Here is a 16,511-nt window from a genome sequence, read left to right on the forward strand (position 1 = left end):
GGTCCGTCCTACCAGACCCGGGCGACAATTCCGCGATCACGCGTCCGCGGCCAGCGCCCGTACGTCGGGGTGCATGCCGGGGGTCGCCGACACGAGGGCGGCGAGCGAGCCGAGGATCGTCACGGGCCGCGTCCTCGACGCCTCCACGGCGGCCAGGTAGCGCCAGGCCACCAGTTCGGCCACGTCGTCGCGGGCGTCCGGGTCCACCCAGGCCGTGGCGATCATTCCCAGCAGGGCGGCCTCGGTCACCCAGTCCTCCGGCCCGTACGCCAGGTCGGCCAGCACGCTCCTGCGCTCGGACTCCGCCCACGCCTGACCGGCCTGGTGGTGGGCGATGCCGAGGCAGGCCCACGCCTGGACCTGCCTGATCCACAGCGGCACGGCCGCGGGCTCGCCGTACGGCGACAGCGGCGGGTGCACGAGCACGCCGAGCAGGTCGCCGAGGGACAGGCCGGACAGGCGTACGGCGTGGTCGTAGGCGGCCGGCAGGTGCGGCCAGCGCAGCGTCGCGACGGCGGCGACGGCCTCCAGCGCCTCGCGGGACGGCGGCGGCACGGCGGGCACGGCCGTCATGCCCTCGTAACGCCACACCCGGCGTGTCACGCTCCGCACCGGGCCGTGGGCGTACACCTCCGGCACGGTCAGCCGCGCGTCGGGGGCCGGCGCGTCCGCGACGGTCACCTCGAAGCCGGGCACGACCAGGGAGAAGGCGAGCAGCGCGCTGGGCGGCTCGGGGGCGGAGACCGTGAGCTCGCCGTCGGCCGGGATCTCCTCCTGCTCCACCACCTGGTAGAGCACGTCGATCACCGACTCCGTCGGGCCGGGGACGCGTCCCAGCCAGAGGCGCAGCGCGCAGTGCTCGCCGAGGACCGCGTCGCCGTGCTCGTTGCCGGGGTCGTCACGCAGGTGGTCGGCCAGCTCCACCAGGTGCCGGACGTCCCCGTCCCGCTCGAAACGCATTCCGCAGGCCGTCGGGTAGGCGTTCGCGTGCCGGGGCTCGCGCCGCAGCGCGCGCTCCACCCACTCCAGGCCCTCCTCCGGGCGACCGCTGCTGTACAGCATCTCGCCGATGTCGGTGTACAACGCGAGGTTGGCGGGGTCGTGCTCGAGCGCCCGCACCATCGCCCGCTCGGCCTCGGGCCACCGATGCAGGTCGCGGCACGCGTATCCCTCGGCCAGTGCGGCCTGGAAGGACGGCGCCAGCGCGTAGGAGCGGGCGGCCAGCTCCACCGCCTCCTCGGCCTCCCCCACCCGGCGCAGGAGGAGCGAGGCCAGCCAGAGCAGCGACACGTCGTCCGGATGGGCGCGCAGCGCGCCCCGCACCAGGGCGACGTACGGCAGCAGCGCCTCGCGGCCGTCCTCCGGCACCGTGCCGGGCAGCCCGGAGGCCAGCAGCGAGACGAGCGAGCCCAGTTCGCCGGGCGGGATCCGCCCGGGCAGCTCGGGGTCGAGCACCCACGGCACGTGCGCCCAGCGTCCTCCCGGCTCGTGCCGCTGCACGGAGATCAGCAGACGCAGCGCGGGCACGTGCTCGCCTCGCGCGGCCAGTGCGTGGGCGCGGGCCAGCGCGGTGCCGAGGAAGACCGGCTCCTCCAGGGGGAACAGGTCCGGCCCGCCGCCCGGCCCGGCCAGCAGCCGCGCCAGCATCTCGTGCGCCTCGGGCAGGGCGGGATCGTGGGCCAGCGCCGCCGCGACGTGCGCGGCGGCGTGCCCGGTCTCCCCGTCGGCCAGGGCCAGCCGCGCCATGCTGACCTCGCCCTCGGCCTGGGCGCGGGGATCGTCCATGCCCTCGTCGATGCCCTCGTGCGTCATACGTCCTCCGATCCGGCAGTCGTGATCATCACTCTGCCAGAGCGGCGGAGAGCACGGCCGCAGGGATCAGTCGACCACGACCAGGTCCCTGGTGGTGTTGTTCATCCGCTCTCCGGCGGTCTCGCCGCAGACGACGATGTCCTCGATCCGGGCGCCGTGCCGTCCGGGCAGGTAGATGCCCGGCTCGACGGAGAAGGCGAACCCCGGCCGCATCTCCTCGGTGTTGCCCGCGACGATGTACGGCTCCTCGTGCGTCTCCAGGCCGATGCCGTGCCCGGTGCGGTGGACGAAGTACTCGCCGTACCCGGCCTCCGTGATCACCTCGCGGGCGGCGGCGTCCACCGACTCGCAGCTCACGCCGGGCCTGACGTGGGCACAGGCGGCCTCCTGGGCGCGCTTGAGCACCTCGTAGTACGCCGCGAAGTCGGCCGGGGGCTCGCCCACGCAGTAGGTCCGCGTGGAGTCGGAGCAGTAGCCGCTCGGCATGACGCCGCCGATGTCGACCACGACGGGCTCGCCGGGCCGGATCACCCGGTCGGTCAGCTCAGCGTGCGGGCTGGCGCCATTCGGGCCCGAGCCCACGATCACGAAGTCGACCCGGGCGTGACCCGCGTCGATGATCGCCTCCGCGATGTCCTTGCCGACCTCCCGCTCGGTGCGGCCGGCCTTCAGCAACTGGGGCACCAGGTTGTGCACGGCGTCGATGGCCGCCCCCGCCTCCGCGAGCGCCGCCTTCTCCGCGGGCGACTTGCGCATGCGCAGCTCGCGCAGGACGCTCCCGGCCAGCACCTGCTCGGCCCCGGGCATGGCCGCGCGGAACCGCAGCGACTGCAGCGCCCACATGCGGTCGGCGAGCCCGACCCGGGCGACCGGGCCCAGGCGGCGGGCCACCTCGGCGAACGGGTCGTCGGTCTCGTCCCACGCGACGAACTCGATGCCGAGCCGGGAGGCAGGCGAGTGCTCGGCGGCCGGCAGCTCCAGGCGCGGCACCATCAGGAACGGCGCGCCGGACGCCGGCACGACCAGGCAGGTCAGGCGTTCCAGCGGCATCGCGTCGTAGCCGGTCACAAAGCGCAGATCGGGGCCTGGCGTCAGCAGCAGCGCGTCGAGGCCGGCGCGGTCGACGGCCTCGCTCACTGCGGCCGGACGGGTCGTGGGATACAGGTCGGAGTGCTCCGGGGACATCGTCGTCACGCGACCTAATCTAACGAGCGCGGGCCCTGACGACCTACTCAGGTGCGCATACCACAGGCGCCACGCGGGCGAGCTTCGCGGGGCTCTGGCTTATTCCACGCCATAGAAGAAAACCAACCCCTGCGGAATGCAGGACTGCTACGCTCCGCGTCAGGGCGAGCACGGAACGTCCGCACGGCACTGCAAGAGCGGCATCGAGAGCGAGACAAATGGTCGGCGTAGTGGGCGGCACGAGGCCCGCCCTTCCCCCCGCGGACGACCGCGACCCGGACATGACGCCCGGCGCCGCCCCCGTCGGCACCCTCGTGGTTCAGGACATCGGCGGACGGCGGTGGGCCGAGCGCCGGGAACGCGCCGTCGAGGAGCGCCGCGTCACCCTGGCGCTGCGGGAGGCGATCCTGCCCGAGCCCGGCGCGTCGATCGACCTGCCCTACGCCCGGATCGCGGTCCGGTACGTCCCGGCGGGCCGGGCGTCGAGCCTCGGCGGCGACTGGTACGACGCCGCGCCGCTGCCCGACGGACGCATGTTCCTCGCGGTGGGCGACGTGTCCGGACACGGCCTGCCCGCGATCGCCGAAATGGCTCAGCTGCGTCACGCGCTGCTCGGCCTGAGCATGACGGGAGCCTGCCCCGGCAGGCTGCTGACGTGGCTGAACACCCTGGTCCTCACCCGGTTGGACGACACCACCGCGACCGCCGTGTGCGGCCACTTCGACCCGGCGACCCGCCTTTTCACGTGGGCACAGGCGGGCCACCCCGCCCCGATCCTGGTGCGTCGCGGGGGCGCGCGCCAGCTCGGGGCGCCCCGGGGGGTCGTGCTCGGGGCGACGTCGAGCCTGCCGTACGGGGTGGCCGACGTCCGCCTCGAGCCCGGCGACCTGCTGCTGATGTTCACCGACGGCCTGGTCGAGCGCCGCTCGCGCGACATCGGCGCCGGGGTCTCCCTCATCGTGGAGGCGGCCGTGGCGACCGGGCTCGGCACGGCCGGAGCGGACCTCGACGCGGGCCTCGACCGCCTGCTGGAGGCGATCGGCGGCCCCAACCCCGAGGACGACACCTGCCTGCTGGCCGTGGCGGTGACCGGAGAGGGCCCGCGGCACCCCTGACAGGCGTGACAATGGCAGGGTGCTGATGCTTCTCGACACCCCGTCGCTGTACTTCCGCGCCTTCTACGGAGTCCCGGAATCGGTGACCTCGCCGGACGGCATGCCGGTCAACGCGGTGCGCGGGCTCCTCGACATGATCGCCACCCTGGTCCGGCAGCACTCCCCCGCCCAGATCGTGGCGTGCATGGACGCCGACTGGCGGCCGGCGTTCCGGGTGGCCGCGATCCCGTCGTACAAGGCGCACCGGGTGGCGAGCGGCGACGAGGAGGAGGTGCCGGACACGCTGGCCCCGCAGGTCCCGGTCATCGAGGAGGTCCTGGACGCGCTGGGCATCGCCCGCGTCGGCGTCGCCGGATACGAGGCCGACGACGTGATCGGCACCTACGCGACCGCCGCCGCCGACGCCGTGGACATCGTCACGGGCGACCGCGACCTGTTCCAGCTCGTCGACGACGAGAAGCCCTGCCGTGCCCTTTACACAGTAAGGGGAATCCGCAACCTCCAGATCATCGATGAGGCGTTCGTCCGGGAGAAGTACGGCATCCCGGGCCGGGCATACGCCGACTTCGCGACGCTGCGCGGCGACCCGAGCGACGGCCTGCCCGGTGTCGCCGGGATCGGCGAGAAGACGGCGGCGGCCCTCATCACGCGCTTCGGCTCGCTGTCCGCGCTGCTCGCCGCGCTGGACGACGGCGGCGCCGACGGCTTCCCCGCGGGCGCACGCAACAAGCTCGCCGCCGCCCGCGACTACCTGGAGGTCGCCCCTGCCGTGGTTCGGGTGGCCCACGACGTCCCGGTCCCGGACGTCGACATCACCCTGCCCGCCGCGCCGCGCGACCCCGAGCGGCTGGTCGCGCTGTCGGAGAAGCACGGCCTGGACAGCCCGCTCAACCGCCTGCTCGCCGCGTTGGCCTGACCCCCGGCCGTTACGGCCCGGAATGTCCACACTCGGGTAGGTTGATCGCGTGCCGTACACGACGATCCGCCTCCCCCACGAGGACGGGCTCCGCCCGGGGTTGAAAGCAGGGTTCGCCCGCATCCGCGGCGAGTTCGACCTGCCGGACGGTTTCCCCGCCCCCGTGCAGGAGGAGGCCGAGCGGGCCGCCGTCTCCCCCGCCGTACCTGGCGAGGATCAGACCGGCCTACCGCTGGTGACCATCGACCCGCCCGGCTCGATGGACCTCGACCAGGCGCTGTGCATCGAGCGGCGCGGGACGGGCTACCGCGTCTGGTACGCGATCGCCGACGTCGCGGCGTTCGTCCGGCCCGGCGGGGCGATCGACGCCGAGGCGCGGGTCCGCGCCGAGACCGTCTACATGGCCGACGGGCGTGTGCCGCTGCACCCGCCGGTCCTGTCGGAGGGCGCGGCCAGCCTGCTGCCCGGGCAGGCCCGCCCCGCGGCCCTGTGGCGGCTCGACCTCGGGTCCGACGGGGAGATCGAGGCGGTGGACCTGCGCCGCGCGCTGGTGCGCAGCCGGGAACGGCTCGACTACGAGACGGTCCAGGCCGCGGTGGACAGCGGCCGAGCGGAGGGGACGATCGCGCTGCTCGCCGAGGTGGGGCCGCTGCGGCTGGAGCGTGAGCGGGCCAGGGGCGGGCTGTCGCTGCCGACCCCCGAGCAACAGGTGGTCCCCGACGGGAACGGCGGCTACCGGGTGGAGTTCCGCACGAACCACCCCTGCGAGGCGTGGAACGCCCAGATCTCGCTGCTCACCGGCATGGCGGCCGCCCGGATGATGCTGGACGCGGGCGTCGGCGTGCTGCGGGTCCTCCCCGAGGCGGGCCCGGAGGACGTCGGCAAGGTCCGCAGGGTCGCCGCCGCGCTCGGCGTGCCCTGGCCCGACGGCACGTCGTACGCCGAGGTCGTGCACGGGCTCGACCCAAAGATCCCCGGCCATGCCGCCTTCCTGCACGAGTCGACGGTGCTGCTGCGCGGCGCGGCCTACGTCGCCTTCGACGGCTCGGCACCCACGCAGGTGCTGCACGCCGCCCTGGGGGCGCCGTACGCGCACGTTACCGCGCCGCTGCGGCGGCTGGTCGATCGGTACGGCACCGAGGTCTGCCTGGCCGTGGCCGCGGGCCGCCCGGTCCCCGAGGAGGTCGCGGCGGCGCTGCCCGACCTGCCGGAGCAGATGGCCGCGGGCGGCAGGCGGGCCGGCGCGGTGGGGCGGGCCTGCGTGGACCTGGTCGAGGCGGCCGTGCTGCACCCCAGGATCGGCGAGGTCTTCGAGGCGGTCGTGGTCGACGTCACCGACGGAAAACCTGGCGGGCAGGTGCAGGTCACCGAGCCCGCCGTCATCGCCCGCTGCGACGGCGACCGCCTGCCACTCGGCGAGCGCGTCCCCGTACGGCTCACGCGCGCCGACCCCGCCACCCGCGAGGTCCGCTTCACCGCCGCCTGAGCGGCCACGCGCCGCCTTTCCGGGCTTTCGGTGATGACCGTCGTTATTCTGCGATGATCACGTCGGCGGAGGCCACATGACCACAGACGACTCCGCGCCGGAATCCGGCCGCGGCCCCCGCCCATGGGGCGAGTACGCCCTCATGATCCTCGGCCTCTCGGTCCTGTGGGGCGGCGCGAACTGGTTGAAGAAGACCTGCGAACCGCCGAACGCCGTGTGGGCGGCGGGCATCCCCGCCGTCGCCCGATTCTTCGCCGCCAACCCGCTGCGCGCCCTCGGGTACGCGGCCGAGGGCCTCAGGATGGGCACCGCACCGGCCGTGCTCTTCATCTGCCAGGAGCTACGCACCACCCGCCCGCTGCGGCAGTACCTGGCGATGTGCCTCACGCTGCTCGGCGTGGCGCTGCTGACGCTGGCGGGCGGACTGGTGATCCCGTCGAACGCCGCCGCCTACTCCGTCGCGATGGGCCTGCTGCTCGGCACCGCGCTGCCGGGCGCCGCCGGTCTCGTCCACGTCGCGTTCGCCTGGATACGGGACCGGACGGCGGGCCGCCGTGCGGCAGCCGGCGCGGGTCAGCTGACGGAGGAGTAGGCGACGACCCCGCGGCGCATGGCGTCGATGGCCTTGACGGCGTTCTCGGCGACCTTGCTCCCCTTGGGCGCGGCGTCCCTGAGCTGGCCGAGCAGGTCGAGCAGCTGCTTGACCCAGCGGACGAAGTCGCCCGCCGCGAGATCGCAGTCGGTCAGCACGGCGTCGAGACTGTGGCCCTTGGCCCAGCGGAAGGCCGCCCAGGCGAAGCCGACGTCGGGCTCGCGGACGAACGACAGGCCGTGGTCCTGCTCGATGCCCTCCAGCTCGCCCCACAGCCGCACCATCTCCCCGAGCGCCTCGCGCGTGGCCCCGGCCGGGATCTTGGGGCTGCGGACGTCGTCGGCCTGCCGCGACTCATACACCAGCGACGACACGCACGCGGCCAGTTCGGCGGGGTCGAGACGGTTCCACACGCCCGCCCGCAGGCACTCGGCCGTGAGCAGGTCCAGCTCGGTGTAGAGCGAGGCGAGCCTGCGGCCCTGTTCCGTGACGGTCTCGCCGTCCAGGTAGCCGAGCTGGTCGAGCACGCCGCAGACCCGGTCGAAGGTCCGGGCGATGACGTGGGAGCGCCCCTCGACCCGGCGGCGCAGCCCCTCGGTCTCCCTGAGCAGCTTGTGGTAGCGCTCGGCCCAGCGGGCGTGGTCCTCACGCTCGTCGCAGCCGTGGCAGGGGTGCTGGCGCAGCTCCCGCCGCAGGCGCGTGATCTCCTCGTCCTCCGCGGCGTGGTCGCGCGCCCGCGGCGGCTTGCCGAGGTCGCGGTCGCCCAGCTTCGCGTGCACCGTCGAGACGAGGTTGGCCCGTTCCTTCGGCGAGCGCGGATTGAAGCCCTTCGGAATCCTGATCTTGTCGACCGGCTCGACCGGCACCGGGAAGTCGGCCGCCGACAGGCGCTTGACCTGCTTGCCGATCGTCAGCACGAGCGGCGCGGGGCCCTCGTGTCCCCGGCCGTTGACACCGGGGTCGAGCACGACCGCGATGCCCGCACGGCGCCCGCCCGGCACCCGGATGACGTCGCCGGGCTTGAGCACCTCCAGGGACTGCACGGCCTGGGCGCGGCGGGCCGCCCCCCGCTGGCGCGACAGCTCGGCCTCGCGGTCCGACAGCCGCCTGCGCATCGCGGCGTACTCCTCGAAGTCGCCGAGGTGGCAGGTCATGGCCTCGGCGTAGCCCTCGAGGGCCTGCTCCGCCTTGCGGAGCTGACGGGCCAGCCCGACCACGGCCCGGTCGGCCTGGAACTGGGCGAAGGAGTCCTCCAGCAGGGTCCGCGCCCGCTCCCGGCCGACCTGCCCGACGAGGTTGACCGCCATGTTGTACGACGGCTTGAAGCTGGAGCGCAGCGGATAGGTGCGGGTGCCCGCGAGACCGGCGACGGCGAGGGGATCCATCCCCGGCTGCCAGACCACCACCGCGTGGCCCTCGATGTCGATGCCGCGCCGCCCGGCCCGGCCGGTGAGCTGGGTGTACTCCCCCGGGGTCAGGTCGGCGTGGGTCTCGCCGTTCCACTTGTCGAGCTTTTCGATCACCACGGACCTGGCCGGCATGTTGATGCCGAGCGCCAGCGTCTCGGTCGCGAAGACCGCCTTCACCAGCCCCTTGGTGAACAGCTCCTCCACGACCTCCTTGAAGGCCGGGAGCATGCCCGCGTGATGGGCGGCCAGGCCGCGCTCCAGGCAGTCGCGCCATTCGAGGTAGCCGAGCACCGCGAGGTCCTCGTCGGGCAGGTGCGCGGTGCGCTCGTCCACGATCTGGCGGATCTCGTGGCTCTCGGCCTCCGTGGTGAGGCGCAGCCCCGAGTAGAGGCACTGCATGACGGCGGCGTCGCAGCCGTTCCTGGAGAAGATGAAGGTGATCGCCGGCAGCAGGCCCTCGGCGTCGAGCTTCTCGATCACGTCCGACCGGCTCGGCGTCGTGCCCCGGCCGGGCCGCGAGTAACCCCGTCTGCCCCTGGCCTGGGCCAGCCGCATCTCGTCTCGGGAGATCCGCATGAGGGACGGGTTGACCCGCAGGGTGCCGTCGCCCTCGTCGACGAACAGGTCGAACATCTTGTTGCCGACCAGCATGTGCTGCCACAGCGGGACCGGCCGGTGCTCGTCCACGATGACCGTGGTGTCGCCGCGCACCTCGCCCAGCCACTCGCCGAACTCCTCGGCGTTGCTGACCGTGGCCGACAGGGCCACCACCCGCACCGACTCCGGCAGGTGGATGATGACCTCTTCCCAGACCGCGCCGCGGAACCGGTCGGCCAGGTAGTGGACCTCGTCCATCACCACATATGCGAGGCCGGTCAGCGTGTTCGAGCCCGCGTACAGCATGTTGCGCAGGACCTCGGTGGTCATGACCACGATCGGGGCCTCGCCGTTGACGCTGTTGTCGCCGGTCAGCAGGCCGACCTTGCGCGCGCCGTACCGCCTGACCAGGTCGTTGTACTTCTGGTTGGACAACGCCTTGATCGGCGTCGTGTAGAAGCACTTGCGGCCCTGCTCCAGCGCCAGGTGGACGGCGAACTCCCCCACCACCGTCTTGCCCGACCCGGTCGGCGCGGCCACCAGCACGCCGTCCCCGGCCTCCAGCGCCTGACAGGCGTCGATCTGGAACTCGTCGAGCTCGAAGTCGTATAGTTCGCGGAACGAGGCGAGAGCGGGTCCGGCGCCGGACTGCCCCTCACGGAAGGCGGCATAGCGTTCCGCTGGCGTACTCATACCGTCAACCCTACCGATAACGGGATTCCGGGCGTCCGTCATCGGAGATCCTTTTACGCGACCGCCTTTACGCCGTAGATCAGCATGGTCGGTCAGGGGGCCAGGACACGCAGCGCTCCCGGCTCCACGGCGCAGGTCAGGGGGGCGGGGCCGGCCCGCTCGCCGTCGGCGTACGCGACGACGTCCCCGTCCAGGGCCTCGATCTCCACCCGCCGGGCCCGCCGTAGGGTCACGGCGGGGTGCCCGGTGTGGCTGCCCCGGTAGACGCGGGGGAACGTGCGCAGGAACTCGCCCTTGGGCACCGCCCCGAGCACGAGGACGTCGAGCAGGCCGTCGTCGGGCCGGGCGTCCGGGCACACCCGCATCCCGGCGCCGTACGACCGGGTGTTGGCCACCGCCACCAGCATCGCCTCGCGCTCGGCGGCCTCCCCGTCGAGAGTGATCCGGAAGGGGATCGGCGTGAACGACCGCAACTCGCGCACGAGCGCGACCAGGTATTTCGCCATTCCGGGCGGCCGGGTCATGGCGTTGGCCCGCTCGTTGACCCGGGAGTCGAACCCGCAGGCGAGGACGCCGGCGAACCACTCGCCCGTGCCCAGCCTCGCGGCGTCGATCGTCCGGCAGGCGCCCGCGGTCACGATGTCCGCGGCGGCGAGCGGATCCTTGCGCGGGATGCCGAGGGCGTCGGCGATGTCGTTTCCGGTCCCCGCGGGCACGATCCCGAGCGGCACGGCCGTCCCTGCCAGGGCCTGCAGGGCCAGGTGGACCAGGCCGTCGCCGCCGAAGGCGACGAGCGCGGCCGGTCCGGCGGCGACGGCCTCGCGGGCCCGGCCCAGGGCGTCCGCCGCCGAGGTCCCGACGACCACCGAGACCGGGCGGCCGCCCGCCCGCAGCCGCCGCAGCACCGGGTCGAGCAGGCGCAGCGTACGGCCACCGCGGGCGGCGGGATTGACCAGCACGACGATCTCATCGGCCATAGGCGGAACCTACCGCCACCCACCAGGCGACACCAGAGGGATATTCGGTCAGTCCCTCACGTCGACCGAGTCCGCTGTGCCCTCGGCGGCGGACGGCCCGTCGAGCTCCTCCTCGATGGCCCGCGCGTGCGCCGCGTCGGCGGCGTCGCGCTTCTTGTCGTGGAAGTACATGAACGCCTCCGCGACGAAGAACAGCGCGACCATCGGGAGCGCCAGGGCCAGCATGGTGACGGGGTCCTGGCTGGGCGTCGCGACGGCAGCGAAGACGAACATCAGGAACACGACCATGCGGGTGTGCTTGGACACCGTCTTGAAGCGGAGCACCCCGATGACGTTGAGGAACACCAGCAGCAACGGCATCAGGAAGGAGACCCCGAAGATGATCAGCATCGCCATCGCGAAGCTGAAGTACTCGTTGATGCTCACCAGCGTCAGCGTGCCCTCGGGGGCGAAGCTGAGCAGCAGCGCAAGGCCCTTGTCCAACGTAAGGTAGGCCAGGCCCGCTCCGGCCGTGAACAGCGGGACGGAGAGCCCGAGGAACGCCATGGTGTAGCGGCGCTCGTTCTGGTACAGGCCCGGGGTCACGAACGCCCAGATCTGGTAGATCCAGAACACCGCCGAGACCACCACGCCGAAGATCACGGCGACCTTGAGGTTGACGAAGAACGAGTCGAAGACCCCGTTCACCACCAGCGTGCACTTGTCGCCGTTCAGCTGATGGGCCTGCGGCAGCCGGCAGTACGGCTGCTTCAGGAAGTTCCAGATGGGCTCGAAGTAGATGAACCCGACGGCGGTCCCGACGACCACCGCCAAGATGGCCTTGATCAGCCGGTTGCGCAGCTCGCGGATGTGCTCCATGAGCGTCATCCGCCCGTCATGTGCCGTGGCGGCGGGAGTCGACCGTTTCAACAGGGCCATCTGGTTCGTCCTGGGGTCAGTGGGGGTGCGGCGCCTAGTTGGAGCGCTGCTCGTTCTGCGAGCTCACCGGCTGCTGGCTCTCACGCAGCCTCCGGTTCTCCTCCTCCAGGACACGCAGCCGCTCCTCGACGGACGGGGTGGCCGGCGGGATCTGCGCCGCCGGCGGAGCGACGGGCTCGGCCTGCGCCTTGACCGTCTGCCGCTCCTCGTCCTCCTCGCTCATCTTGCTGGTTTCCTTCTTGAACATGCGCAGCGACTGCCCAAGGGCCCTCGCGGTGTCCGGGAGCTTCTTCGCGCCGAAAAGAAGGATCAGAACCAGGAGGATCAGAATCCATTCCATGGGTCCGAGGTTGGGCATGTCATGTCCTTACCGCGAGGGCCGTGGGTACTACCCCCCGATCGTACGCGCACCGGCCGCCAAAGTTCACCTGTCCTCGGGGCTCAAAATCACATCAATCGTGGGCAAAGTCCCTTATTCGGACACTCCGAGCCGCCCCTTGGCCCGCTTGACTTCGGCGTGCAGGTCCCGCGCCGCGGCCAGCACCCGGACGGCCGGCCACATGAGGACGGCGAGCCCCGCCACGGCCACCGCGGACAGGGCGAAGATCAAAGTCATGCGCTCCCCCAGGTCACACGGTCTCGTAGTTGGCCAGCGCCTGCTTGGCGGTGGCCGTCACCCGCTCGGCGAGGGACGCCGGCGACAACACCCGGCCACTGTCGCCCAGCCGGAGCGCGAGCCGCACCAGCCAGGACTGGTCGCGGGCCCGCAGCGAGACGCGCAGGCGGCCTTCGCCCAGCTCGGTGACCTCCTCGCAGGGGTAGTACTCCGCCACCCAGCGGCCCGCCGGGGTCAGTTCCAGCTCCACCAGCTCGTCGCTGTCCGACGGCCGGAACACGCCCCGGGTGACATCCATCGGCTCGGCCCCGGCCGGCGGGTCCACGGGCACGTCGAGGATCTCGACGTCGAGGATCCGGTCGACGCGGAACATCCGCATCGCCTCGGCGCGGTAGCACCAGCCCTCCAGGTAGTGCCGCCCGTCCACGAGCACGACCCGCAGCGGGTCGACCTCCCTGGGGGTGATCTCGTCGCGCCCCGGCACGTAGTAGCGCAGCGACAGCCTGCGGCCCCTGCGGGCGGCGTCGGTGATGACGGCGTGGGCGTCCGGCGCCGCGCCGATCTCCACCTGGACCTGGCTGCTCACCGTGGCCGCGCCCTCGCCCGCCGCCTGCTCCAGCTTGGCGATGACCCGGCCGAGCACGTCGCGGCCCTGGAACTCGGGCAGTTCGTCGAGCATGCGCAGCGCGACGAGCAGCGCGCTCGCCTCGTCCACACCGAGCTTGAGCGGCCGGGCGATCGCCTCGGCGTTGTCGATGAGGATCTCGCCGCCGTCCCACGAGACGTCGATCAGGTCGCCGGGCGTGTGCCCGGGCAGGCCGCACATCCAGACGAGCTGGAGGTCGTCGACGAGCTGCTTTTCCGACAGGCCGAACAGTCGTGCCACCTCGGGCACCTGCGCGCCCGGATGCGACATGAGGTAGGGCACGAGCGCCAGCAGCCGCGGCAGCCGGTCCGAACTCACTGCAACGCCCCCTTCAGACGGCGGATCACGGCATCGCGCGCGTCCGGCGGGTCCAGCACGACGGCGTCCGCGCCGAGGCTGGCCAGCCACCCGGCGAGCCGTTCCGCGTCGGCGAAGGTCACCTCGGCCTCGTCCCACTCCCCCGGCCCGTTACGCACTGCCTGGGCGGCGTGCCGCAGACCGAGGCAGGTGCCCTTACGTACGCGCACCAGGGCGACCCGCTCGTTCGGCAGCTCCTGGTAGCCCACCATGGCCCGCAGGTCCAGCCCCTCCGGCACGGTGAACGCCCCCGGCCGCCCGAGCGTGGACACCGCCCCGGTGATCCGGCTCAGCCGGAAGACCCGGGCGGCGCCGCGGTCGCGGTCGTGCCCGACCAGGTACCACCGGCCGCGCCTGCTGACGACCCCCCACGGCTCGACCGTCCGCCGCAGCACCGACTCGCTGCCGGCCGACCGGTAGTCGAAGGCGACCCCGCGCCGGTCCCGCACGGCCTCCCACAGCGCGGGGAACGCGGGGTCGCGGGTGTCCACCCGCAGCTCCAGCGGGCTCTCCGCGAGGTCGGCGTGCACGCCGCCCGCGGTCAGCTTCAGCAGCGCCCCGCCGGCCGCCTCGGCGAGGCTCGCCCGCTGCCACACCTGCGCGGCCAGGCCGATGACGGCGGCCTCGTCGGGCTCCAGGGTGATCTCGGGCAGCTCGTACGCCTCGCGTACGATCCGGTAGCCGGGGTCGTCCTCCCAGGGGTCCTTGTGGACCTCGATGGGGATGCCGATCTCGCGCAGCTCGTTCTTGTCGCGCTCGAACATACGCTGGAAGGCCTCGTCGTTGTCCGGGTCGTACCCGGGGACGGCCTGCCGGATCTGCTCCGCGCTCAACGGCCGCCGCGTCGCGAGCAGGCAGATAACCAGATTGAGCAGCCGCTCGGTCTTCCGCCGCGACATCGGGCCTCCCTTCCAGTCGAGAACGCTACCCTTTTCGGCGTGATCAGATGGCGCAAGGGCGAAGTGGTGCGGGTCCGGCGCGAGTGGCCGGGGGCGGTGGAACTCGACGTCGCCGTCGCCGAGGGCGAGTGCCGGGCGCTCGCCTATCCCCCGCTGGTGGGACGCCCTGAAGTGGGCGACACCGTGCTGCTCAACACGACCGCCCTCGCCATGGGTCTCGGTACGGGAGGGTACGCCATGGTGGTGGCCGTCCCGGAACGTTTACCGCAAGATCCTTCCGGTCCCGGCCACCTGGTGAAAGCACGCTACACCCCGTTGCAGGCCACCGTGCTCGGCGCGGACGAGCAGGGGTCCCCGCACCACGAGGCGCTGCGGGAGGCCGATTCGGTCGATGGAATGCCCGTCGTGGTCGCCGACCTGCACTCCGCCCTGCCCGCGATCCTGTGTGGTCTGTACGCGGACTCCCCGGGGATCAGGGTGGCGTACGTGATGCAGGACGGCGGGGCGCTGCCGGCCTGGTTCTCGATGTCGTGCGCGACGCTGCGCGAGCGCGACTGGCTGTGCGGGGTGGTGACGACCGGCCAGTCCTTCGGCGGGGACGTCGAGGCGGTCACGCTCCACACCGGCCTGCTGGCCGCCCGCCACGTGCTCGCGGCCGACGTCGCCGTCGTGACGCAGGGGCCGGGCAACCTCGGCACCGGCACCCGCTGGGGCTTTTCCGGCGTAGCCGCGGGCGAGGCCGTGAACGCCGCCGCCGTGCTGACCGGGCGGCCCGTGGCCGCGCTGCGGGTCAGCGAGGGCGACCGCCGCGAGCGGCATGTCGGGGTGTCGCACCACTCGCTCACGGCGTACGGCCGGGTCGCGCTGGCCCCGGCCCAGGTCGTCGTGCCTGATCTGCCCGGCGCGTTCGGGGCGACGGTGCGCGAGCAGACCGCGGCCCTGGCCACGCGTCACGAGATCGTGACGGTGCCGGTGGAGGGCCTGCACGAGGCGCTCAAGGCGTCCCCGGTGCGGCTGTCCACCATGGGCCGCGGCCTGGAGGAGGACCTGGCCTACTTCGTGACCTCCGCCGCCGCCGGGAGGCACGCGGCGTCACTGCTGTCGTAGAAGTCCTTGAACGTGAACGCCTCCGGGCCCGGCCCCTGAGCCCGGAGCAGGTCCAGACGTGCCACGGCCTCGTCGAGCGGCGGCAGGTGGCCCTCTGGCACCCACCACATCACCGTGTACGGCTCGGCGATCCGATGGAACCACTCCCGGCGGCGCCGCATCACCTCCAGGTGCGCACTGCGGTAGACGAAGTTCCACAACGTCTCGCGGGACTCCCAGACCGAGAGGTTCACGACCAGCATCGGTCCGTAGTCGTGCTGGATCAGGTCCGTGGGCTCATCGCCCTCCTTCATGCGCCAGACGAAGCCGGGCGCGGCGTCCGACACCTGGTAGATCGGCGCCAGGGCGGCGAGGAAGTCCGCCAGCGTGGGGGAGTCGAGGGGTTCCCTGAGATGGGCGACGTTGAGCTGAGCGAGATGCATGCCGGGATTCTATGTCAATCTACGTTGTTTTTAGAAGGCGTGAAGGCCACACAACACTCCTCCGGTCTCGGGTCCAGCCTCGCGGCGAACCCACTCTCGCCCAGACCGGCCAGCAGCCCCTCGCACAGCGCGAGGTTCATCGAGCACACGAGCAGCGGATGGCTGTCGGCCAGCACATGGAAGGGGCAGTTGCGCAGCCGCACCCGCCCGTCCTCCTCGTACGGCTCGTAGCCGCGCGCGCGCAACACCTCCAGGAGATCGCCGGAGGCGGCATCGGAGGCGACGAGGCGCTCCCCCGCCCGCCGGGCGGCCTCCTCGGCCTTCTCCTCGCCGCCCAGCAGGTCGACGGTCTCCGCCAGCACGAGCGCGAGCGTGCGGTAGTCGCGGGGCGGCAGGCTCACGGTCCGCTCCTCGCGCACCCGCCGGTAGACCTTCGCCGGGCGGCCGCCGCCGGGGCCGGCTTTGCCGCTGAGCCGCCGGAAGCCCGCCTCCAGCAACCCCGCGTCTACCAGTTTGTCCAGGTGGTGGGCGGCCAGCGTGCGCTGGACGCCGGTCGCCTCGGCCGCCTCGTTGCGGCCCACGTCCCGCCCCTGCTCGGCCACGAACCGGTACAGCGCCCGCCGTACGGGATCGCCGAGCACGCTCATCGACTCCAGGTCGTCGCTCGTCACAGCCGGAGTTTAGGTCGTGGCGGCCGCCACCATCGGACGCCGGCCGGGACGGCCGGTCAAGGGGCTGTTGACACCACCGCGGAGTACTGCTTT

Annotated in this window: 16 protein-coding genes; 5 read left to right on the forward strand and 11 right to left on the reverse strand. The window is 72.6% G+C overall.

Annotated features, from left to right (window positions below; translation table 11 throughout):
* Positions 1 to 36: 36 nt before the first annotated feature.
* Positions 37 to 1,812 carry a tetratricopeptide repeat protein gene (locus FH610_RS04340; protein WP_139572960.1) on the reverse strand — a complete coding sequence of 592 codons (1,776 nt, stop codon included), beginning with the start codon at positions 1,810 to 1,812 and terminating at the stop codon, positions 37 to 39.
* 66 nt (positions 1,813 to 1,878) lie between these two features.
* Entirely contained in the window at positions 1,879 to 2,997 is a 1,119-nt protein-coding gene (locus FH610_RS04345) for a M24 family metallopeptidase (protein ID WP_139573213.1), read from the reverse strand.
* Positions 2,998 to 3,227: 230 nt separating this feature from the next.
* Here FH610_RS04345 and FH610_RS04350 point away from each other — a divergent pair, with 230 nt between their 5' ends.
* The 4 genes from FH610_RS04350 to FH610_RS04365 all read left to right on the forward strand — a co-directional run bounded on the left by FH610_RS04350 (position 3,228) and on the right by FH610_RS04365 (position 7,106).
* On the forward strand, positions 3,228 to 4,112 hold the full coding sequence (locus tag FH610_RS04350; RefSeq protein WP_240808756.1) for a PP2C family protein-serine/threonine phosphatase: 885 nt from the start codon (positions 3,228 to 3,230) through the stop codon (positions 4,110 to 4,112).
* A 25-nt stretch (positions 4,113 to 4,137) separates the two neighbouring features.
* Positions 4,138 to 5,028 carry a 5'-3' exonuclease gene (locus FH610_RS04355; protein WP_139573214.1) on the forward strand — a complete coding sequence of 297 codons (891 nt, stop codon included), beginning with the start codon at positions 4,138 to 4,140 and terminating at the stop codon, positions 5,026 to 5,028.
* A 49-nt stretch (positions 5,029 to 5,077) separates the two neighbouring features.
* Entirely contained in the window at positions 5,078 to 6,514 is a 1,437-nt protein-coding gene (locus tag FH610_RS04360) for an RNB domain-containing ribonuclease (protein WP_240808757.1), read from the forward strand.
* Between the two features lie 76 nt (positions 6,515 to 6,590).
* Positions 6,591 to 7,106, forward strand: coding sequence for a hypothetical protein (locus FH610_RS04365; RefSeq protein ID WP_139572962.1), 516 nt, complete (start codon positions 6,591 to 6,593; stop codon positions 7,104 to 7,106).
* On the opposite strand, the gene FH610_RS04370 is transcribed toward FH610_RS04365, so the two are convergent.
* The 7 genes from FH610_RS04370 to FH610_RS04395 form a co-directional block, all read right to left on the reverse strand.
* Positions 7,088 to 9,805: a DEAD/DEAH box helicase gene (locus tag FH610_RS04370; protein ID WP_139572963.1), complete on the reverse strand. Its 2,718-nt coding sequence runs from the start codon at positions 9,803 to 9,805 to the stop codon at positions 7,088 to 7,090. The genes FH610_RS04365 and FH610_RS04370 overlap by 19 nt on opposite strands.
* A gap of 92 nt (positions 9,806 to 9,897) precedes the next feature.
* Positions 9,898 to 10,782: a diacylglycerol/lipid kinase family protein gene (locus FH610_RS04375; protein WP_139572964.1), complete on the reverse strand. Its 885-nt coding sequence runs from the start codon at positions 10,780 to 10,782 to the stop codon at positions 9,898 to 9,900.
* Between the two features lie 48 nt (positions 10,783 to 10,830).
* A complete protein-coding gene (gene tatC, locus FH610_RS04380; RefSeq protein ID WP_139572965.1) occupies positions 10,831 to 11,700 on the reverse strand; it encodes a twin-arginine translocase subunit TatC in 870 nt (289 codons plus the stop codon).
* Positions 11,701 to 11,734: 34 nt separating this feature from the next.
* A complete protein-coding gene (tatA, locus tag FH610_RS04385) occupies positions 11,735 to 12,058 on the reverse strand; it encodes a Sec-independent protein translocase subunit TatA (protein ID WP_139572966.1) in 324 nt (107 codons plus the stop codon).
* Positions 12,059 to 12,172: 114 nt separating this feature from the next.
* Complete coding sequence (locus FH610_RS42710) at positions 12,173 to 12,316, reverse strand: hypothetical protein (RefSeq protein ID WP_161627911.1); 144 nt, start codon at positions 12,314 to 12,316, stop codon at positions 12,173 to 12,175.
* 13 nt (positions 12,317 to 12,329) lie between these two features.
* Positions 12,330 to 13,280 (reverse strand): helix-turn-helix transcriptional regulator, encoded by a 951-nt coding sequence (locus tag FH610_RS04390; protein WP_240808759.1) that lies wholly within the window; start codon positions 13,278 to 13,280, stop codon positions 12,330 to 12,332.
* Positions 13,277 to 14,218 (reverse strand): helix-turn-helix transcriptional regulator, encoded by a 942-nt coding sequence (locus tag FH610_RS04395; RefSeq protein ID WP_139572967.1) that lies wholly within the window; start codon positions 14,216 to 14,218, stop codon positions 13,277 to 13,279. Before FH610_RS04395 ends, FH610_RS04390 begins: the two co-directional genes overlap by 4 nt.
* A gap of 39 nt (positions 14,219 to 14,257) precedes the next feature.
* Here FH610_RS04395 and FH610_RS04400 point away from each other — a divergent pair, with 39 nt between their 5' ends.
* The gene (locus FH610_RS04400) at positions 14,258 to 15,325 is read left to right on the forward strand and encodes a DUF3866 family protein (RefSeq protein WP_139572968.1); all 1,068 of its coding nucleotides are present in this window, start codon (positions 14,258 to 14,260) and stop codon (positions 15,323 to 15,325) included.
* On the opposite strand, the gene FH610_RS04405 is transcribed toward FH610_RS04400, so the two are convergent.
* Both FH610_RS04405 and FH610_RS04410 read right to left on the reverse strand, forming a co-directional pair.
* Positions 15,271 to 15,747: a DUF3291 domain-containing protein gene (locus FH610_RS04405; RefSeq protein WP_139572969.1), complete on the reverse strand. Its 477-nt coding sequence runs from the start codon at positions 15,745 to 15,747 to the stop codon at positions 15,271 to 15,273. The genes FH610_RS04400 and FH610_RS04405 overlap by 55 nt on opposite strands.
* A gap of 14 nt (positions 15,748 to 15,761) precedes the next feature.
* A complete protein-coding gene (locus FH610_RS04410) occupies positions 15,762 to 16,418 on the reverse strand; it encodes a helix-turn-helix transcriptional regulator (RefSeq protein ID WP_205825546.1) in 657 nt (218 codons plus the stop codon).
* Between the last annotated feature and the right edge of the window lie 93 nt (positions 16,419 to 16,511).

Source organism: Microbispora catharanthi, from assembly GCF_006334915.2.
GTDB lineage: Bacteria > Actinomycetota > Actinomycetes > Streptosporangiales > Streptosporangiaceae > Microbispora > Microbispora catharanthi.